This is a genomic window from Chloroflexus sp. (assembly GCF_056331925.1).
Map to the genome: position 1 here is coordinate 37,316 of NZ_JBWGQH010000015.1, position 21,239 is coordinate 58,554.

Annotated in this window: 16 protein-coding genes; 9 read left to right on the forward strand and 7 right to left on the reverse strand. The window is 57.0% G+C overall.

Translation table 11 applies throughout. From position 1 onward, the window contains the following. Positions 1–95 precede the first annotated feature (95 nt). On the reverse strand, positions 96–3,395 hold the full coding sequence (locus AC01ZF_RS09415; protein ID WP_476575314.1) for a BTAD domain-containing putative transcriptional regulator: 3,300 nt from the start codon (positions 3,393–3,395) through the stop codon (positions 96–98). Positions 3,396–3,749: 354 nt separating this feature from the next. Here AC01ZF_RS09415 and mtnP point away from each other — a divergent pair, with 354 nt between their 5' ends. The 4 genes from mtnP (at position 3,750) to AC01ZF_RS09435 (ending at position 8,053) form a co-directional block, all read left to right on the forward strand. Beyond that, a complete protein-coding gene (mtnP, locus tag AC01ZF_RS09420) occupies positions 3,750–4,616 on the forward strand; it encodes an S-methyl-5'-thioadenosine phosphorylase (RefSeq protein ID WP_424676978.1) in 867 nt (288 codons plus the stop codon). Between the two features lie 6 nt (positions 4,617–4,622). Next, entirely contained in the window at positions 4,623–5,378 is a 756-nt protein-coding gene (cofE, locus tag AC01ZF_RS09425; RefSeq protein ID WP_424676001.1) for a coenzyme F420-0:L-glutamate ligase, read from the forward strand. Positions 5,379–5,482: 104 nt separating this feature from the next. Then, on the forward strand, positions 5,483–6,085 hold the full coding sequence (locus AC01ZF_RS09430; RefSeq protein WP_424676000.1) for a nitroreductase family protein: 603 nt from the start codon (positions 5,483–5,485) through the stop codon (positions 6,083–6,085). Then, entirely contained in the window at positions 6,086–8,053 is a 1,968-nt protein-coding gene (locus AC01ZF_RS09435) for a monovalent cation:proton antiporter family protein (protein ID WP_424675999.1), read from the forward strand. It abuts the gene before it with no gap. On the opposite strand, the gene AC01ZF_RS09440 is transcribed toward AC01ZF_RS09435, so the two are convergent. The 6 genes from AC01ZF_RS09440 to AC01ZF_RS09465 form a co-directional block, all read right to left on the reverse strand. Further along, positions 8,054–8,983, reverse strand: coding sequence for a hypothetical protein (locus tag AC01ZF_RS09440; protein WP_424675998.1), 930 nt, complete (start codon positions 8,981–8,983; stop codon positions 8,054–8,056). Between the two features lie 18 nt (positions 8,984–9,001). Beyond that, complete coding sequence (locus tag AC01ZF_RS09445; protein WP_424675997.1) at positions 9,002–9,904, reverse strand: ABC transporter ATP-binding protein; 903 nt, start codon at positions 9,902–9,904, stop codon at positions 9,002–9,004. A gap of 95 nt (positions 9,905–9,999) precedes the next feature. Continuing rightward, positions 10,000–11,145, reverse strand: coding sequence for an NAD(P)/FAD-dependent oxidoreductase (locus AC01ZF_RS09450; RefSeq protein WP_476575315.1), 1,146 nt, complete (start codon positions 11,143–11,145; stop codon positions 10,000–10,002). Positions 11,146–11,152: 7 nt separating this feature from the next. Continuing rightward, a complete protein-coding gene (locus AC01ZF_RS09455) occupies positions 11,153–11,773 on the reverse strand; it encodes a TetR/AcrR family transcriptional regulator (RefSeq protein ID WP_424675995.1) in 621 nt (206 codons plus the stop codon). A gap of 119 nt (positions 11,774–11,892) precedes the next feature. Then, a complete protein-coding gene (locus AC01ZF_RS09460) occupies positions 11,893–13,455 on the reverse strand; it encodes an HlyD family secretion protein (RefSeq protein ID WP_424675994.1) in 1,563 nt (520 codons plus the stop codon). Between the two features lie 122 nt (positions 13,456–13,577). After that, the gene (locus tag AC01ZF_RS09465; protein ID WP_476575316.1) at positions 13,578–16,883 is read right to left on the reverse strand and encodes an efflux RND transporter permease subunit; all 3,306 of its coding nucleotides are present in this window, start codon (positions 16,881–16,883) and stop codon (positions 13,578–13,580) included. Between the two features lie 157 nt (positions 16,884–17,040). Between AC01ZF_RS09465 and AC01ZF_RS09470 the strand changes: the two genes are divergently transcribed. The 5 genes from AC01ZF_RS09470 to AC01ZF_RS09490 are packed head-to-tail and all read left to right on the forward strand — an operon-like array spanning position 17,041 to position 21,207. Then, positions 17,041–17,958: a DUF4129 domain-containing protein gene (locus AC01ZF_RS09470; RefSeq protein WP_424675992.1), complete on the forward strand. Its 918-nt coding sequence runs from the start codon at positions 17,041–17,043 to the stop codon at positions 17,956–17,958. Further along, entirely contained in the window at positions 17,942–18,805 is an 864-nt protein-coding gene (locus AC01ZF_RS09475) for a DUF4350 domain-containing protein (protein WP_424675991.1), read from the forward strand. The genes AC01ZF_RS09470 and AC01ZF_RS09475 overlap by 17 nt, the downstream gene beginning before the upstream one ends. Before the next feature lie 9 nt (positions 18,806–18,814). Further along, on the forward strand, positions 18,815–19,750 hold the full coding sequence (locus tag AC01ZF_RS09480; protein ID WP_476575317.1) for a hypothetical protein: 936 nt from the start codon (positions 18,815–18,817) through the stop codon (positions 19,748–19,750). Positions 19,751–19,777: 27 nt separating this feature from the next. After that, complete coding sequence (argB, locus tag AC01ZF_RS09485; RefSeq protein ID WP_424675989.1) at positions 19,778–20,542, forward strand: acetylglutamate kinase; 765 nt, start codon at positions 19,778–19,780, stop codon at positions 20,540–20,542. After that, complete coding sequence (locus AC01ZF_RS09490; protein WP_424675988.1) at positions 20,539–21,207, forward strand: Crp/Fnr family transcriptional regulator; 669 nt, start codon at positions 20,539–20,541, stop codon at positions 21,205–21,207. The genes argB and AC01ZF_RS09490 overlap by 4 nt, the downstream gene beginning before the upstream one ends. The last annotated feature ends 32 nt before the right edge of the window (positions 21,208–21,239 follow it).

Below are 21,239 nucleotides of genomic sequence, written 5' to 3' on the forward strand. Positions count from 1 at the left end.
TGTTCCGTGCGGCGTCACCGCCGCGGTATGCGCACACGCGCAGCGTACAACCGGGGATTTGCTGCTTAGGGTAGCAACGAGAGGTTGCGGTACAGTTACAAATCGGTAACAGGGGGTAAGATGGGATCACCGTGACGGAGTCGCTCGGCAAAGGCAATGGTCTCCGGCGCCGGTTCGACGTCTAGCTCGCGGGCGAGCGTTTCACTGCAACGTTGAAACATCCGCAGGGCAGTGGCGCGGTTCCCGCACCGGGCGTAGGCCAGCATCAGAAAGCGGTAGGCCCGTTCCCAGCACGGATCGGAGACGAGGATACGTTCAGATAGCCCAATCAGCTCGTCGTCGCGACCTTGCTCGGCTAGAAACTGGGCCAGGCGATCTGCGCTACGCAAGAAGGTATTGCGCAATCGTTCGCGTTCGGCAATGGCCCAACTTTCGTAGAGTGCCTCGGGTAAGAAATCTCCCTGATAAAGCTGTAAAGCGGTTTGCAGTTGTTGGATGCCTTCAGTAATCCGCCCGTGATCGAAGAGGTGGAGACCTCTCGCGCAACCGATACTAAACTCGGCACAGTCGAGCCAGATGTCGGCGTTCGGACGCAGGCGATACGCCCTGCCATCACGCACAATGAACGCCGAGAGAACATCGGTGCGGCTTGGCTCTAAGACGCGGTAGAGGGTGCTGAGCGCCACTTTAAAATCGCGGATTCCCGCTTCTGGCCCAAGGTGTGGCCACAGCATTTCGATGAGTTCTTCACGTTGCAGCCACCGATCGCGATGGACGATTAGTGCCTGAAAGAGTTGGCGAGCTTTGTCGCGCTGCCATTCGCGAGCCTCGATCTCGTGATCGCCACGCCACACGCGAAAGCCACCGAGTGTCTGGACCCGTAACTGATAGCCGGGATGCACATCGAGGCCGCGCAGGCCAAGGATCGATAATAACCGGTCGATGTATTCGCGATGATGACCACGCGAACGTGCCGCCAACAAGATTGGCAATACCCGGCGTGGATCGATCAAGCCAAGAAACGTAGGTCGTGTAAACAGATAGTCGTAGCCGTGCGTTGCACTTAACTCTAGAGCCTCGACGATGGCAGCGATTGCTGCTGCCTCTTGTCGTAACTCGTGATACCCTAACGCCAGCCAGAGCGCTGCTACTGCCTGACCAAATCGGTCACTACAAGCGCGTAAATCGGCACGTGCCGTTACCAACAGCTCCGGCGCCCGCTCCACCTCACCGGCCAGCAAATGACTCACCCCACGTTGAATCTGGATCATTGCACCTAACCAGAGATCGCCGGCCCAGCGACAAAAGGCTTGTCCATCGGCGGCAGCGCTCTCGGCAGCGGCCAGATCACCGGCCAGGCCGTAGAGACGGGTCATCCCCCAGAGTGGTTCTACCCGTAAGCGTTCTACGCCCAATGCCATACCTTCGGCTAATGCTTGCCGGTAATAATCGAGCGCACGCGCGCGTGCTGCGCTGCCCTCGGTTGCACTCTTTAACAACCACGTATGACCAATTCGCGCATATGCGACCGAGGTGATGAACCGTGAGTTACGTTCAAACCCGACCTGTACCCCTTCGGTAGCAAAAGCCAGTGCTTGTTCAGGATCGCCCTCAAATGCGGCGATCAATGCTAGTACCAACACTGCTTCACGATGCCCTCGTGGGGCTGGAGTTACACCGCGTGCCGTCACAATTCGTTCATGATCGCGCCACGCCTGTAGTAAGGCACGTGCTGCGGCAAGCTGGCCGGTACGCAGCTTAACCCGTGCGCTCAGTAAATCGGCGGCAGGGCTTGCCGCACGCAACTGTTGAGCCTGTTGCTGCAAGGCTTCCGCTTCAGCCGGCTGTCCCATATTCAGCTTGTTTTCGGCCAGCAACTCCAGTACGCAGGCGCGGGCCAGATGATCTTCGAGCCCTTCGCTCACCCGTAGCGCCTCTTGCAACACACTCTCGGCTTGGGATGGCTGCACTTGATCGATATAAACCTGCGCCAATCCGTATAAAGCGCGGGCCAATTCAGCCCGATCACCGCGCTGCCGACTCGTCGCTTCGGCTTGGAGGTACCAGCGCCGTGCTTCATCAAAGCGAGCACGTAACCGATACAGATCACCGAGGTAGCATTGCAACCGTGGCCGCGCGGCGATGATCTCGGCCGGGAGGGTGTCAATCCAATCGGCTAACGTGTCGAGCCGACCATTGCGCAACACCTCTTCGCCGGCGCTTTCAATTGCATCGGCAGCGATGCTGCCTTCACCGGCGGCAAACCAATGATGGATCGCTTCTTCGGCAGCACCGATGGCGGTATAATGTCGCGCTGCTCGGCGGTGTCGCTCTGCGATATCGGGGTCATGCCGAATCTGCTGACGCAAAAAGTCGTGGAAGAGGTGATGATAGCGGTAGTGTTCGTCGCCTAGCTCGACGATAAAGAGATCGCGATCACGCACCTGGGCGAGTAGCTCGGCACTATCATGGGCCTGTCGTACTGCGTCACACGCTGCCGCTGTTAAGACCCGCAACGGGGCTGTGTCCCGTAAGAAGGCCGCAATCTCTGGTGGCTGTCGAGCCAGTACGTCCGACGCTAAAAAGTCAAACAGTGCCGCCAAAGACGTTGGGCTGTCTGCTAATACCTCGGCCACGCTCCGCACCTGCCTACTACGTAGTCCCTGCCAGACCAGTTGCAGTGCGATGGGCCATCCTTCGGTCTGGTGACTGAGTAGATCGATGTCGGTGTCGCTCAGCACGATGCCAAAAACCTCGGTGAAGAGCGCAGCTATTTCGTCGCGGGTAAAGGACAAAGCTTCGCGGTGTAATTCGAGCACCTCACCGCGCGCACGCCAGCGTACCAATTCGCCACTGACAATCGGGTAGCGGGTGGCGATCAACAAACTGAACCACGGCGGTGCGTAGGTAATTAACCGTTCGGTTAAGGCTCGAATCTCCGCCGAAACAGTGACAAAATGGTAGTCATCGAGAATAAGAAGGGTGGGTTTGGGTGTAACACCTGCCAGCGCATTCAGCAACTCGTCGAGCATGCGCGTCCATACCGTGCGGTCGGCGGGCCGGGCCTGTAGCATCGCCAGTACGTCGGGAACACCTTGCGGCAGCACCGGCGCACATGCTGCCGTCAAGTAGGTAAGAAATGTGACCGGATCACGATCATCTTCGCCGATGGTATACCAACACACCGGCGCCATGCTCGTCGCTAACTCGGCCAGTGCTGTCGTTTTGCCATAGCCGGCCCCGGCCTGTACCAGGGTTACCCGGTAATCAAACGCCTCGCGGAGTCGCGCCGTCACCGCCGGACGGACCAGTCGGTAGCGGTGTGGTCGCGGTGGCGTGACTTTAGCCTGCAACAACACTGTCTCCTCACCCGCCATAGCGGTATGATGATACATGGCCACTGATGGTACCGAGTATTATACCAGCAGCGCAAAGGGGAGCGAAGGCGCAAAGGGCGCAAAGGCGCCGTAGAGCCGGACGGCTGTCCGACCCCGCAGAGGGCGCAGAGATTTTTCACGCAAAGGAGCGAAGGCGCAAAGGGCGCAAAGATTTTGGGGGAAGCGCCGCCGCTTCTATTGTCATTGCGAGCGGTAGAAACGATACAAAAACAGACGATTTTTGTGCCTTTTGCATATCTTTGTGGCTATTCCCACCTGCTTGGTGTGCATCCCTGACCCCCTTTGCCTATTCTCCGCCACCTACGGTATACTTCATAGCGGCGTAGTCTTCTGAACAAAGGAGCACAGGCTATGAGTAGCGCAATGATCGGTGTGATCGGTGGCAGTGGACTGTACGCGATGCCTGATCTCAAGAATCCCGAAGAAGTGCGCCTCACGACGCCATTCGGCGATCCGAGTGATGCGTTTGTCATTGGTGAGTTGGAAGGTCGCCGGGTAGCGTTCCTGCCTCGTCATGGTCGTGGTCATCGCCTCAATCCGAGCGAAGTGCCGGCGCGGGCCAATATCTATGCCTTCAAGCTGTTGGGAGTGCGCGCTTTGATCTCGGTGAGCGCTGTCGGTTCGCTGCGCGAGGACTACGCTCCCGGTCACGCCGTTATTCCCGACCAGATTTTCGATCGGACTAAAGGCATCCGTCCCGCCACCTTCTTTGAAGGTGGGGTCGTAGCCCATGTAGCGTTTGACCGTCCCTTCTGCCCCAATCTGAGCAATATTCTCTTGCACGCGGCGCAAACCGCCGGCGCGGTGGTGCATCAAGGCGGGACGTTGGTGGTGATGGAGGGGCCTCAGTTTTCGACCAAGGCCGAGAGTGAAGAGAATCGGCGGCGCGGCCACAGCCTGATCGGTATGACGGCGCTGCCCGAAGCGAAGTTGGCGCGCGAGGCCGAGATTGCCTATGCGACCTTGGCGATGGTCACCGATTACGATGTCTGGCACCCGGAACACGATGCAGTTACCGCCGATCAGGTGATCAAGGTGCTGAGTGCGAATGTAGCCCTTTCTCAGCAGATCGTGCGGTTGGCCGTGGCCCAGATCGATGAAACCTTTACCAGTCCGGCCCACGATGCGTTGCGTCATGCTATCGTCACCCATCCCGATTACATTCCGCCCGCCATCAAAGAACGGTTAGCGCCGATTGCCGGCCGCTATTGGTCGTGAGGCATTATGCAGGGTGAAGTCCGGATTCTACCCCTTCGTGGAATCGGCGAGGTGCGGCCGGGTGATGATCTGGCGGCTATTCTCGCCGCCGCTATCGATGCCGTTGGCGGTCTGGAATCGGGCGACATTGTGGTTGTCACCCAAAAGATCGTCTCAAAGGCCGAAGGTCGTTTGGTCGATCCGGCAACGATTGAGCCATCACCGTTTGCACAGCAGATTGCCCGATCTGCCAAGAAAGATGCTCACTATCAAGAGGTGGTCTTGCGTGAGAGTAAGCGGATCGTTAAGATGGCGAACGGCGTCCTCATTACCGAAACCCACCACGGCTTTGTATGCGCCAACAGCGGCGTTGATGAGTCGAACATTGATGGCGGACGACGGTTGGCATTGTTGCCGCTTGATCCCGATGCAAGTGCTGCCTCGCTACGTACCGCCTTGGCAGCCCGCTACGATCATGCGCCGGCGGTGATTATCACCGACACCTTTGGTCGGCCATGGCGCGAGGGACAGGTCAATGTAGCGATTGGTGTGGCCGGTATGGAGCCATTACACGATTTTGCCGGTATTGCCGATCCCTACGGCTATACGATGCAGGCCACCCTGATCGCCGTTGCCGATGAGTTGGCCGCTGCCGCTGAATTGGTGATGGGGAAGATTGATCGGGTGCCGGCAGCGCTGGTTCGCGGTTTTGCCTATCGTCCCAGCGAGACGGCTACTGCTCGACGCTTGATCCGTGATCCACGCTTCGATCTGTTCCGTTAGTACGTCTTGAGTGATAGTAAGTCGGGAAGGAGTCTCGCCAACAGCTTGTCAGACCCTTCCCGCTGTTGTCAACCCTCGCTTATTTGTATCCACACGGTACATCTATGGATTTCTTCACGCTTGTTCAGACCCGGCGCACGGTGCGCGTATTCCGACCCGATCCGCCGTCCCGAGCGGCGATTGAACAGATTTTGACCGCGGCGAGCTGGGCGCCGTCGCCGCACGGTCGTCAGCCGTGGCGATTTGTCGTGGTTGAGACTGCTGAGCGTAAGCGGGTATTGGTCGATGCAATGGGTGCTGCATGGCGGTACCATCTGACCCTCGATGGTCACGATCCGGCTACCGTCGAAGCACGTCTGCGACGCTCACGGGAACGAGTACTGAATGCACCGGTCATTATCATTCCCTGCCTGTATCTGAACGATCTCGATACCTATCCCGATCCCGAACGGCAAGCTGCCGAAACGACGATGGCAATCCAGAGTCTGGGTTGTGCCGTGCAGAATATGCTCTTGGCAGCTTTTGCCCTTGGTTTAGCCGCCGGTTGGATGTGCGCGCCGTTGTTTGCTCCCGATGCCGTTCGTACCGCACTGCACCTAACTGACGACTTGCATCCACAAGCCTTGATCCCGATTGGGTATCTGGCCCAAGAACCGAAGCGGCGACCGCGTCGTAGTCTTGCCGAGTTGATCGTACAGTGGCAGTAGGTGAAGGAGGTTAATGGCCTCGTTGACTTTCGTCGCTTTCAGGAGGAGAAGTTATTGCAAGCGTTAATCTATCTCGCCGGTTTTGCCGTTATCTGTTTGGCTTCGCACCAGATCGGTGAATGGTTTTCCCGTCTTCGCTTACCTTATATCGCCGGTTATCTCTTTACCGGTGTGTTGGTCGGTTCATTCGGTTTGCAACTGTTACCCTCGAATATCGGCGATTCGCTACGGTTTATCGACCAAATCGCATTAGCGGTGATCGCGTTTGTGGCCGGTAGCGAGTTGTTTTACAAGGATTTGGTCAATCGCTTGCGGTCGATCTTGTGGTCGCTTGGGTTGATCATCGTGGTTGCTCTGAGCTTGATCGGAGGGTCGCTCTTTTGGCTGCTTGATCTGATTCCGTTTACCCAGGGTTTGGCTATCGGTGACAAAATTGCCGTTGCACTGTTAGGTGGGACGATCCTACTAGCCCTGTCGCCACCCTCGACCATCGCCGTGATTAGAGAGCTACGTGCCCGCGGTCCGGCAACGCGCTTGATCTTGGGAATAACGATTGCGATGGATGTTGCGATTATCGTCATCTTTGCCATTAGTTCGTCGTTTGCGGTAGCGTTGGTTGAGCAGCGTGGCGTGAATTTGGTGTTTCTGGCTCTCTTGCTCCTCGATTTGGTGCTGTCAGGGGTGCTGGGGGCTGGTACCAGTTGGTTATTACAACAGGTGTTAGGTCAAGGTTGGTCGCGCTGGCTGAAACTGGCGCTGATCGTCGCCCTTGGTTATGCCATCTTTGCCGGTGCAGCGTGGTTGAAAGCCTTTTCCGCAGCAAACTGGCCGATCAAGCTGGTGATCGAACCGTTACTGGTTGCGTTAATCGGTGGTTTTCTGATCACCAATTTCTCGCCTTACCGTGATGAGTTTGCTGAATTGTTGCACGACATTGGCCCGGTCGTCTATGTGGCGTTTTTCACCATTACCGGTCTTGGTCTAAAGCTCGATATTTTGCTGACTGCGCCGATCTTCGCGGCTGTGTTGTTTGTGGTGCGGGCACTGGCCCTTTGGCTGGGGAGTAATCTCGGTTTGTGGCTTGCCGGTGAACCGATTCGTTTTCGTCGCTTGCTCTGGCTGGGCCTCATCACCCAAGCCGGGATCGCGCTTGGTCTGGCCCGCGAGTCGTCGCTCCTATTGCCGGGATTAGGTGAAGCCTTCGCCACGTTGATTATTGCGGTGATTGTGCTCAACGAGATTGCCGGTCCGTTGACGTTACGGTTTGCTTTGCAGCGGCTAGGCGAGGCAAACTTGCCCGAACCGGGTATTCGTGAAGATGTGCGTGATGTGCTGATCCTTGGGATTGAACAGCAATCGATTGCGCTGGCCCGCCAACTGAGTTCGCGCGGTTGGCGCGTGCGTGTCGCCGATACCGACCTCGATCACGTGCGCCGGTTGGCTGCCGAAGATGTTGATGAGCGTCATATCCCGGAAGTCAGTCTGGAAACGTTGCGTGGCCTGATTGACCACTCGACCGATGCTGTAGTGGCATTGTTGTCAAATGATGAAGACAATCTGCGTGCCTGCCAAATTGCACTCGAGAAATTTGGAGTGCCGCGACTGATTGTGCGGTTGAACCGGCAAGACCTGCGTGAAGAGTTTCATGAGTTAGGTGCGATCATCGTCGATCAGGCCACTGCGATGGTGAATCTGCTCGAGCAAGCCGTGCGCGCACCGCAATCACTGTCGCTGTTGTTGCATACCGACCCGGTTTATGATGTGGTGCAGATGACCGTCACCAATCGTGATGTCGACGGGCGACTGGTACGCGATTTACGCTTACCCGCCGACGTCCTCTTGCTCGAGATTAGTCGGGATGGTCAGGCGATTGTCCCGCACGGCTATACGCGCTTGCGCTGCGGCGACGAGATTACCGTCGTCGGTAAACCCGAGAGCTTGCGGGAGGTGAGTTTGCGGATTGGGTGATCAGCTTGCCCCGCCGATGTCTTGGCGGTTCAGTGTGCGATAGGCGCTGTAGCCGAAGATCAAGCTGTAGACGAGGATCACGATCAGCGCTTGCCACTGCGGTGGAAGCAGAGCAGTGTCGAGAGCTGAAGTCAACACACTCTGGTCGAGACCGAACATACGACTGTTCTCGATAATGAGGCGATTAATGTTTGGCTGCAAAAGCAGATTGACCAACGAGCGGATAAACGGATCGATGGCGCCAATCGTGTTAAGCGAGCCGGCGCTCACATCGAACACGAGAAAAATCAAGCCGGTACTGACGCCGGCGATGACCGAACGGCCCACGATGGCGCCGACGCACGCGATCAACGTGTAGGGTAAGAGGACGAGGAGCGCGCGTAGCATCCCGACCGGCACCAACAGCAGATCGATTACGCTAAGGCGCTGTGGCAAACCGAGCAGCCCACCGAAAATCAACGCCAATCCCGTACCGAGGAATAGTGTTATCGCCATGGCGGCAAGTAAGGCCAGTTGTAGGGCCGTCACTTTTGCCAACAGATAGATCGTTCGATTGGGCATACGGGTAAGCAAAACGCGCAGGGTACCCCAATTGAAATCACTACCAAAGAGACCGGCCGCTAAAATGACAGCAAGTATCCCGCCGGTGCCGTTGATTTCACCGAACATCGCCCCAAACACGCCGGGTAAGCTCAATTGGAGTTTTATCTGATCGATAGCCGCCGGACTAAGCAGACCAAAGGTGATTTCACCACCACTAAATAACCCTTCTTGCAAGGCAACTACCAAAAACCATAGGGTCTCCCGTAAGGTGGCAAGGAACAAAAAGATGCCAAGCAGGAGATGCGCCATCGGCCGCCGGACAATCTTCACCCATTCGGCGGCCAGCATCTGACCAAATATTCTCAAAGGAGAGATTTCCGTGTTCATACCTGAACGACTTTCTCTCTATGGCTCGGCTTTGGTTACCGTCAAGAAAAACTCTTCCAGCGAATTCGTACCGGCGCCAATCTCGGCTACCACAATGCCGGCTTTAATCAGCAAGGTATTAATCTCAGCAGTCCGTTCGGTGGCGGTATCGATCAAAATGGCATCCCCTTGGACGGTAACGCTACCAACCCAAGGTAACGTGGTTAAGATACTCACTGCCGGCCCCGGATCACCTGCTACTCGTACCCGCACACTCTGACCACGTCGTAACAGTGTAGCGACTTCACCGATAGCGATCAGCTTTCCCTCTTTCATAATCGCTACGCGCTGACACAGTTGCTCGACCTCGTGCAACAAGTGGCTGCACAGCAAGATCGTGCGGCCACCGGCGGCGAGTTCGCGGATAAGGTTACGAATCTCAACCGTTCCCGCCGGATCGAGGCCGTTGGTTGGTTCGTCGAGCATGATCAACTCGGGATCGGGGAGCAAGGCCGCGGCAATGGCCAGTCGCTGTTTCATACCTTGTGAGTAGGTCGCTACCTTATCACGCGCTCGATCACTCAACTCAACCATCTTCAGCACCTGCGGGACACGTTCGAGCGCAATCCCACCGGCGCGCGCCAATACCCGCAGGTTATCGGTGCCGCTCAGGTAGGGGTAGAACGCCGGTGCTTCGATCATCGCACCTACTCGCCGCAGTGCCAGCATCGGTTCGCGTTGCACATCGTAGCCGAGCACCATTGCGCGACCGTGCGTCGGCTTGACCAACCCCAACAGCATCGCAATCGTGGTGGTTTTGCCGGCGCCATTGGGGCCGAGGAAGCCAAAAACTTCCCCTTTGTTCACGGTGAGATTGAGCTGATCGACAGCGAGTCGTTTGCCGTAGCGTTTGGTGAGTTCAAACGTTTCAATCGCATACATAGCAGGCTCTCGTTGAGTTTTTCGCTGCTATGATAACACAACGAGTGATAGCTCATAGTGGCGGTTTGCAGCGATTGGGTAACAGCTCGCCTCATTTACGCCCGCTCTCCGGCTAGCAAGTTAAGCAACCGATCATCGTCACGCACCGCCGCGAATGCTACTGCTCGTCCGCAGAGCGCACCGATGACATTACCGGTGCCGTTGTAGGCGCCGATTGCCCATACATGCGAGCGCACCTGACGGGCTATCGGCAAGACGCGCCCAACGTGAAATGCGACCCGGGCCGCCCAACGCCGTTCAATCGGCGCCCGACTGCCAATCCGTTCCCGTAATATCTGTTCGAGCGCCGCTTGTACCGGTGCCGAAGGTTCTGCCGGCGCTTCCCATTCATCCGCTGCAAATCGGTCACGACAGCCACCGAGCGTGATGCGTCCATCCGGCAATTGCTGCCAGTAATCGTACCCCCAGCGCGTATAGACCGGCCACGGGATGGATCGTTCGGGATCGGGCGCTGTTGCCAACATTTGCAGACGTGTGGTACGGACTACGCCACGTAGCTCAGGGAGTAGTTGTTCGAGACCGCCATCGACGGCCACGATTACGTGATGTGCGTGGATCTGACCTTGTGGGCAACGTACTACTGTGTCATCAATCGTCAGCGCCGGTGTGTGGGTGAAGAGCAGTGCGCCACCACGTCGCGCTTGCTCGGCTAATAAGCGACAGCGCTTGAGCGGTTGAAACGAACCATCGGTGGGCAGAAAAAGCCCTTCGCCTTCGGAGCCACGGTACGGTTCAACCGGTAGATCATCTGCCCGCATCGCCTGCAACTGTGCAGCGCAATCGACGATTTCCTCTGCCGAAGCAGCGATGCGTAACGAACCAACCTGCCGCACAGCATTCGGCATCATTACCGCCATTCGTTCGATTTCGGCGATGGTGAGTCGGTAGATCGCTGCCGCGCGCTCACGACCAAGCACAGCGACGGCATTGTGGTAGAACGCGGCAAGTCCGGCCAGTAGGAAGCCACCGTTTTGGCCGGCAGCCCCACCACCAACCGTTGTTGCATCGATCCCGGCCACGCGCATCCCAAGCTCAAGTAAGGTGTGAATACAACTCAACCCCGATCCACCAAGGCCGATCACACAGACATCAACGGCTATGGCATCGGTTAGGGTCGGATAGGCAGGTTCCGGTTCGTCGTACCAAACTGAGCGTTGAGGATGCAGGTGATCGTGTCTCATCGATTAGCTAGCTATTCGACCGTTCGAGCGGTGGCTGCAAGCCTTGCCGAAAAATGCGCACAACCAGCACCGCCGTGGCTTCCGGATCGGCGGCCAATGGCAGGTTCCGTCCGCCCACAAACGGAAAACAGAGCAGCGCAGAGAAGGTGCGGATTACATCCACCGGTTGCAAATCAGCAGCCACTTCGCCGTTGGCAATCGCCGCTTCGGCGAGCCGGAACACTCGCGCTTGGGCTTGCAAGAGTTCATTGCGCGAGTTCGGATGCTTCTCTAGTAACTCGGCCACTTCCGGCAACCAAAGTTGGAACGCAGCAGCGTGATGTTGAATCTGGAAGATGATACTGGCACGCAATAGATCACAGAGTTGTTCAAGTGGCGAGCGGTCAGTCGGTTCACCAACGGCTGCAGCGGCAAAGAGATCGCGGATAAGACGGGCGATCATTGCTGCCAGCAGGTCTTCACGGGTCGGGAATTGATTATAGAGAGTTGGTTTTGAAATACCGACGCGCGCGGCGAGGTCGTCCATCGCGAGAGCGGCAAAGCCGCGTTCAGCGATGAGTTGCTGGGTTGCAGCGAGGATCTCGTCGCGTAACAGTTGGCGACGGCGTTCACGGAGCGTTGTGCTCATAAGCGTCTACACTCAATCGGCCAACGACGTTGTTGTTAGCCGGTACTATACCATAAATGAGAAAACGATACCGCAGCCGAGATACTACGAACTACGGCTGCGGTAGAGGTAAAGCGGCATCATTTATCGGTGAGGATGGTAATCCGCACACTCATCCCGGCGCGCAATCCCTCTTGCTTGTCGAGTTTGACGCGGACGGTAAATGTGCGGACGTTCCCGACGGTGTTCGCCACCGGCGCCACAAAATCAACCGTACCGGTAAAGACGGTACCGGGGAGTGCATCAACCCGCACTTCGACCGACTGCCCTTCGCGTACACGGGCAACGTCGGTGTCGCTGATCGCTGCCTCGACGTGCAATTCGCTATCATCAACGATCTGTACCGCCGGTAAAGCCCCTGTCCCGGCTAAATCGCCCGGATCGACGTTTACTCGCGCGACGATCCCATCAAAGGGTGCACGTAATACAGATTTTTCGAGGTTGAGTTTAGCGGCAGCCAACGCCGCTTCGGCGGCTTTCAGGGCTGCCTCGACGGTAGCCAGATTTTGACGGGTAGGCGGGGCAGTGATCCGTTCCAAATTGGCCCGGGCTGCTGCTACTCCGGCTTGGGCAGCGGCCAATGCTCCGGCCCGCTGATCACCGCGCAGACGGTCGAGTGTGGCTTGAGCTTGCGCAACCGCAGCGTCGGCAGCCGCGATCAGATCGGCAGTGGGACCATCGAGCAATCGTTGCAAATTGCTTCGCGCCGTGCGTACTTGCGCTTCAGCGGCGGCAATACCGTCAATTTCGTTCTGGCGCGCTTGTTCATACGCCAATTGGGCCTGCTTGTAACGCGCTTCCGCCGACTCGACGGCGCGCAGTAGTTGCTCTTCGGCGTCCTTCGCCTCTTTCGGCAGTTCTAACCCGAACTTCGCCAATTGCTGCTCACGTTCGCGGTTCTTCCAGTAGAGATCGGAATAGGCTTGCTGCGCGTCACGTAATGCGTTGGCGGCTAAGGTTAGTTGTAACTCGGCGTTGGTCTTCGCCGCCGAGAGGTTGGTGCGCTGAATGTTCAAATTGGCTTCAGCCTGCTCGACTGCGGATCGGGCAGCGGTCAATTCTGCCTCACTTGGTCCGTCGAGGAGATCGTTGCGTCGGGCAATGGCCTGTTGTAGAGCGGCCTCGGCGGCGGCGATGTCAGCATCGGTAACGCTCCCACGCGCTTGACGCAGAGCAGCTTCGGCCTGTGCCACCTGCGCTCGCACCGCAGCAATCTCTTCTGGAGTGGCGCCCTCGATCAGGCGCTCATAATTGGCCCGCGCTTGAGCCAAATTTGCTTCAGCCTGTGTAACCTGCAACTCCAGCTCACGCGCATCGAGCGCCACCAGCGGATCGCCGGCTTTTACTCGGTCCCCTGCCTCCACAAAGACCTCGGCGACCACACCGGGGACGCGGAAGCTGAGATCAGCACTGCTACGGGCTACCACTTCACCACTGGCAGTCACGCCCAGGCTGATCGTTGGCGAGCTACCGAGATCAATGTTCGTTATCGGGGCCGTCGTCGGTTGGCTAACAACCGTTGGCTGTACCTCGACTACCGCCGTTGTAGGTACGGCAGTCGGGGCAGGGGCAGGGGCTGTACAGGCCGCCAATACGACCGCTAGCGTCCCGCCGATCAAACTAGTACCAATCACTCGTCGCATAGTCCGTTGGCTCCTGTAACATGGTGTTTCGTGTCGTGTTCATCTCCGAATCGGTACGTGTTTCCAGGTCGGTTTTGTGCTTTTTCCCTTGCATCAGTCTCGATGCAAGGGACAAGCCAGCGCTAATCTGCCGAAGGTTCGCCGGCCGGTGTAGCCGGTGTGGTCGGTGGTACTGCCGGTCGGGTGACGGGTGAGGTGGCCGGTCCTGATGTCGTTGCGACGTGTGCTCCGGGACCAGGAGCGGGCAGTTCAAAGCCCTCGTGCGGTTGCACACCGCTAAACCGCTGCTTCAGCCACGTAACCGCCGCGTCCATCAGGCTATACACTGTTGGCACGACCAGTAACGTGAGTAAGGTTGACGTAAGCATACCACCGATCAGTACCCATGCAAGCCCTTTGCGGAATTCGTTCCCCTCACCGGTTGCCAAGACGTGGAGGCCGAGCGCTGTCGGCATGGCCCCCGCCACCAGTGAGAGCGCCGTCATCAAGATCGGACGCAACCGGATCGCGCCGGCCAGTTTGAGCGCCGAGTGCTTGTCAAGGCCCAGGTCACGCAGTCGGTTGGTGAAATCGACTAACAAGATCGAGTTCTTCACCACCAAACCGAGGAGCATAATCAGACCGATCATACCGGTGATGTCGAGGTCAATGCCTACCAAGCGCAGCGCAAGGAATGCACCGATGAAACTGAACGGCATTGCCATCATGATCACCAGGGGCTGAGTGAAGCTGCCGAATTGCGAGGCCAGCACCATATAGACGAAGAGCACCGATAAGCCCATGGCGAGGAAGAGCGACGAGAAGCCTTCATTGGTCTGGGCAATAGTACCGACGTAGCTAACAACCACGTCGGCCGGAATGTCCAGCTTCTCCAGCCGCGCTTGTACGGCTGCCTGTGCGTCCGACAGATTGACACCCTCAAGGTTGGCGCCGACAAGCACCTGATTAAGTCGGTCGTAGCGGCGGATCAAGACCTGACTAGACGTCAGTTCCACCGTGCCCAACGCGCTCAGCGGAACCACACCACTCCGGGTAGGGATACTGATCGCACTAAGCGTTTCGATGCCGGCTCGATCTTGTGGCGCTAGTCGCACCACCACGTCGAGATCGGTATTACCGGTGCGGAGCACTGTCGCCCGCTCGCCGTTGATCAATGCACGCACCGAAGCGGCAATGTCCTCGTTGGTAATGCCTAGTTCACCGATACGAGCCGGATCGGCGCGGAGGCGTAATTCCGGTTTACCCAGTTGGAGATTGCTATCGATATCGACCAATCCCGGCACTGCCGCCATCTCACGCTTGATCGCTTCGACCAGCGGGGCGAGTTCGGTAGCGGGACGAGTCGTTTGCAAACTGACTTGCAATTCACGTCCTTCCACACCGGCGCCCGAGGGCTGGAAGCTCGGTACCGAGAAGCTTAGGCGTGGCAAGAAGCTCAACTGATCACGCAGGCGCTCTTGGGTGGGTAACGTTGGGGTACGCCCGACCAGCGTCACCGAGAACTCGGCCCGCTCTGGGAAGCCGGGGAAGCCGACCCGCGTAATCACATTCTCAACCGCAGGATCGTTCAACAAGATTTGCTCAGCCTGGCGGGCCAGCCGGTCGGTTTCGGCCAAAGGCGTTCCCGGGGTTGCCTCGAAGCGCATAATAAACTCGTGTGGATCCTGCTCAGGGAAGAAGGTTAACTTCAACCCACTCGCCACCCACACGCTCAACACAAGGACGGCTAGCGCAATGCCGACCACGATTAACCGATTGCGGAGGCTCGCCAACGTCCATCCGAGCAGCTTTCCGTACCATCGCCCCATCCGACCGGGGTCTTCATTGGCTTCTTGCAATAGCCCAATATCGCGCTCACTCACCTCATCCGAGATCGGTACCTCAACAATCGGCTGATGATCGTTGCGGTGCGGCTTCGGTTTGATTTTGATATTGGGGAAGAGATTGGCCGATAACATCGGTGCAAAGGTAAATGCTTCGGCCAACGACAGCAAGATCGCGATTGAGACGACTAACCCAAACGATTTGAACACGATCCCGGCGACCCCTTCGGCGAACGTCACCGGTACAAAGACGGCTACAATCGTCAGTGTCATCGCAACGACCGACAAGCCGACTTCCCACGTTCCCCGCGACGACGCAACCCGCGCACTTTCTCCACGTTCGAGGTGACGGAAGATATTTTCGCGCACCACAATCGCATCGTCAATGACGAGACCGACGCAGAGCGAGAGGGCAAGCAGTGTGACAAGGTTGATCGTTAGGCCAAAAATCGGCATAAAGATGAAGGTGCCGATCAAGATCACCGGCAACCCCGACATCGTAATGATGGTACTGCGCAGATTACCGAAGAAGAACCAGACCACCAGGAATGCGGCGATGGAAGCAAAGATCAGCTCTTCGAGCGAAGAGGCAACCGATGAACGCACCGCTTCCGAACTGTCAACCGGAATGGTGTAGGTCAATTCGGGGAACGGCGCAAAAGCTTGCTCAAGCGCCTTGTAAACGTTGTCGGCCACCGTTACCGTATTGGCGCCCGACTGCTTGAGCACACTGAGCAGAATCGCCTCGCTGCCGTTGAGCCGTGAGATAGTGGTTACCTCGGCTACCCCCTCGCTCACGACGGCAACATCGCTCACGCGATACGGTGTTCCTGAAATTTGCACATTGGCAATATCGGCTGCACTGCGCAGTAATGAGGGTACCCGCAAACTGATCTCGGTGTTATTCTCGATCAGCGAACCAAGACCAAGATCGGCGTTTGCTTGCTGCAACGAACGGCTGATCTGGGCTGGCAATATGCCGTATGCTTGCAACTTCGCCAGATCGAGCCAGACGTTAATCTGGCGCTCTTGTCCGCCGTTCACCGTCACCGAACCAACACCGGGAGCACGCTGGATCAGCGGTACCAATTGCTCTTCGACCAATGTACGCAACTCAAGCGGTGAACGCCCACTCGTGTCGGCAATGGCGATTTGCATAATCGGTGCCTGGTTCGGATCAAACCGCTGGAAGATTGGTTGCCGAACATCGCGCGGTAACTGGGGGAGAATGCTGTTTACGCGCTGGCGGACATCCTCTTCGACTTGCTTTGCCGAGTTGCCGGCTTCAAATTCGAGGAGAATGGTCGCGATACCTTCGCTCGCCTGTGATGTGATATGCTTGAGACCGGCTAGCGTATTGACCGCATTCTCCACCGGGCGCACGACCTGATCGACGACACTTTCCGGGCCGGCGCCGGGGTAGGTGATGGTGACGGCGACGATCGGGACATCAATTTCCGGTAGTAGGTTGACGGGGGTTGAGCGGAATGAGAGAATACCGAAGGTGATGAACGCCAGCATCACCATAGTGATGAAGACTGGCTGCCGAATCGAGACATCAGCGATCCAGATGCCGTTGAGTTTTTCCCGACGTTGCGGGCCCATGGGTGATCCTCCCACAAGATGCGATTGCAAAGCTTTTGTCAACAACTTGTTTTTACTATACCGTAAAATTTTTTGACGATCAAGGATGAAAATAATGAAGGTTCATCGAGTGCTGAGCGTGCTGTTCGTACTCTGGTGGGCTTGACCGGCTCTCGCGATGGCTCAGCCAACTGAAGTGTCATTGATTGAGTACGAGCGTCTTTTACGGGCGGCGTATGCGGCAGCCCAGCGTGGTGACCGACTCGAATTACAGGTGTTGGCCGATGAGTTAACGATCGTCAGCCACATGCGCATGCCCGACGGGCAGCTCGCTTCGGTCGATCAGCGTTGGTTGACCGAGGTATTGCTGGAGTCGGAACCCGATTTGCTTGCGGTGACAGCTCGCCTCGGTGCGCTAATTGACGCGCTCCCTCCTTCCACTACGCCGCCTGCGCAAGCACTTCAGCGGTGGGAAGAGGTTGTTAACGAATCACCGTTTGATCGCAATGAACCAGGCTGGCTAGAACAATTCTTCGAGTGGTTGTTCGGTCTGCTCGAACGACTCAATCCACCATTGCTGGAGGTGTCAATTGATGGACCACAATCCGATGCCTCGTTCAATCTGCGACCGTTTGTCTGGATAGGGATCGGATTGGCGATGCTGATCTTCGGTGGTGTGCTCTTTTTTTGGATACATGAGGTGCGCTTGACCATCCAAGCGCCGAAGCAGCAGGATCCTCCCGCTGAAGCCGACCCGATTACCTGGAGTGAGGCGCAACGGTTGGCAGCAGCAGCCCGGCAAGCCGGTGATCGGCGTAGTGCAGTGCGTTATCTCTATCTCGCTGCGCTGCTTTGGTTCGATGAACAAGGTCTACTGCACTACGACCGTTCGCTGACTGATTGTGAGTATTTACAACAACTGCACGACCGACCATCATTGCGTGACCGTCTTGCTCCTGTGGTCAACACCTTCGACGCGGTGTGGTATGGGCAGCAGGTGATTGACGAGCAGGCATTTGCCCGCTACGAACAGCAGGTTGCTGCGATCAAGGCCATCACAACTCAGATAGGCAGAGCCTATGAAGCTACGGCTTGAATTTGTCCTCCTGATCGCGATCTTTGTCGGATTGGGTGGGTTTGCCGCCTACAGTGCCGAACAGAGCGGACAGAGTTCGTTGGGGGCACGGATAACATCGTTTAGTAGCAGCGATGAAGGTGCCCTGGCCCTCTATCGCTGGCTCGAACAGACCTATGGGAGCGTCGACCGACTGGCCTACCGTCCGTTTGGTTTGGCGCCAACCGATGGTCTGCTGCTGGTATTGGGACCAGGTGAGCGCTACAAGCCGGCAGAAGTTGCCGATGTAGTGGCATGGGTCGAAGCCGGTGGTGTAGTGGTTGTGGCCGACGATGTGCCGAGTCCGCGCAGTCAGGTGAGTCCGTTGCTGGAGGCGTTTGGGTTACGGTTGGAGCGAATTGGGCAAGTGGTGCGTAGTGCCGAGGTTGTCCATCCTGCCCTGGGGATCGTGCCGGTAGCTGAACTGCCGATCCAAACCCAAGTTGCCGTAACTGCGACGAACCAACCACCAACGTTCGCGCCATTGGCAGTTGCTGCCGGAAAACCGGTGGTGACCGGGTTGCGTTATGGTCAGGGATATGTGATCGCGCTGTCGAGTCTCTATCCGTTTACCAACGTCGGTTTGCGTGATCCGGCAGCGGCAGCGCTTCTCCTCAATATCGTTAGCTGGTTGCCGTCCGGTGAGCGCATTGTGTTCGATGAGTTTCACCATGGATTCGGTCCGGCTACCAATTTGCGCACACTATTGGCTGCTGTGCGTCCCATCGATCGTGAGGGCCTGCGGCGAATCTTAGCGGCATTGCGCCGTGCCGATTTGAACGAAACCGGTTTGCTTGCGTTGGTCGCAGAGGCCGATCGGTTGGGATGAGGAGGGTACGTGGGAAGTTTTCGTAGTAGTTGGCAGCAGGTAAGTGCATTACTCGATGACGGAGTGTCGTTGTATCGCCGTTACGTGGGTGGCTTTGCTGTGCTTGCCGGTATGTTTAGTCTGCCGGCATTGTTGGTGACGTTCAACGCTATTTTTCGCATCGAACGTTTTGAAGATGCCTCGTTCACCGATCTGGTTCTCATTGTATTCGGTCTGTTCCTTTCCTCACACTTCATCATCCCACCGCTCACGCGAGCTACCCGCTTGGAGATCGACGGTGAGACGTTTACGGTAGGTCGCGTCGTGTGGCGGTGGCCAAAGATCGGGCGGTCGCTGATCGCACTGGTCTACGGCGGTGTGCTGGCTATCTTTTGGGGAATAGTTATATCATTCATTAGTAGTATCTTATTCAGTTGTGTCGGAGTATTCTTCATTGTAGGATTTTTGCTGTCATCGGCCGTAACAGAGGCATTCTTGATCTTTTTTCCAATCGTCATTGTTCTCCTGTTAGTCGCCTACGGTGGGTATCTCATGTTCAACAGTACGGCGATCGTGGCTGCGCTGTACGGTGTGCAACCGCTTCTCGACGACACCATCCCGTTGCGCAAAGCGCTCCAATTGTCGTGGAGTCTGCTGTTTCACCGTTTCTCTTATAATACACTCGTGTTTTGTTGTGCTGCCGCAGTCTTCGGGATGGTAGCGATGATTGTTACCTTAACCATCGGTTTGCTGCTACCGGCGCCGTTTGGGATTCAGCTTGGGGTTGAACATCCGCTCTTCCGTGGTCTGAGCGCAGTTGCGTGGGTGATCGGGCTGAATACCGCATTGCCACTCTTGCCGATATGGAGCACACTGCACTACCGGCAGATGCTGGCCGAACGTACCGGTGTCCGGTTTGCGGTGCGTCTTCAGCAGTTACGGCAGGCGGTTACCTCGTCAAGTTGACATAATTTTGCTTGTGAGATAATCTCTATGAACACAATTGGCGTGCTCAAAGTTAGTGGTCACGAACTCGACGATCCACACTTTTTGGCCGGTCTAACCGGCGTCATCCGTACCATGACCCAACCGCTGGTACTGGTGCATGGTGGTGGGAAAGAGATCAGCGTTGCTGTTGAACAAGCCGGATTGCCGGTTGAGTTTGTCGATGGCTTGCGGGTGACGACGCCGGAAATTATGGCGATTATGCAGATGGTTGTCTGCGGTTCGATCAATAAACGGATCGTTACGGCGCTGGTTAATGCCGGAGTACGGGCGTTAGGTCTCAGTGGGCTTGATATCGGCTTGTTACGTTGTGATCCGTACCGGCCAAATGGGCGTGATTTGGGCCGGGTCGGGGTTGTAACTGAAGTTGACGGTGCGGCGCTGCGCCATATCCTGGCGTTGGGCTGGTTGCCGGTGATCGCGCCGGTTGCGTTGGGTAGTGCTGATGGTCTTAGCTACAACGTCAATGCCGATATGGTTGCTGAATCCATTGCCGGCACCCTCGGTAATACCGAGTTGATCTTTGTCAGTAACGTGCCGGGGGTGTTAGTTGATGGTCAAGTTGTGCCGCGCTTGACGCCTGCCGCCGTTGAGGATTACATTGCTTCGGGCGTGATCAGCGGGGGGATGATCCCTAAAGTGCGTTCGGCCTTAGCAGCCTTGCGTCGTGGGGTAACCGGTGTTCGGATTGTCAATCTGGCCGGGCTACGTGATGGTGGTACCCGTTTCGTCGCCGAGGAAGCAGGATCATGACCGACCGGCAACATCTTTTGCGGTTGTTTCCCGATCTCGATCCGGCGGCCCAGGCCGATCTGTCCGCCTTGTGGCAGGTGGCTACCTATCCGGCCGGTCACATTTTTCACCTGCCCAATGAGGTTGGGCAGTATGTCTTTCTGTTGCAGCAGGGGCGGGTACGAATCTATAAATTGTCGGCGGAAGGGCGTGCGTTGACCCTCCTCGTCCTCAATCCGCCGAGTCTCTTTGGTGAGATGACCTTGGTCGGTTCCGGCACACACGACACGTGCGCTGAAGCAATGACCAATTGTGTAGTGGCGCAGATTGACCGTGAGACGTTTCGCGACTTTTTGAATCGGTATCCGGGAGCAGCGCTTGATGTGATGGAGCTGATGGGATCAAGGCTGCGCACAATGGAGCAACGCCTCGCCGATATTGCGTTCAAGAGTGTGCCGCAGCGTTTGGCAGCACTGTTGCTCGATCTGGCCGGTGATTCGGTTGAGGAGGCGGCGCCGGCGAGGTTGGTGCGTTACACACATCAGCAGTTGGCCGAGATGATCGGTACCTACCGCGAGACGGTGACGAAGGCGCTCGGCGATATGCGTGAGGCAAATCTGATCCGCATTGACGATGAGGCAATTGTTTTGGTCGATCCCGATCGGCTCCGGCGGCTAGCGTCGTAACCAAAACGGTTTCATCTACCTCATCGGGAGGC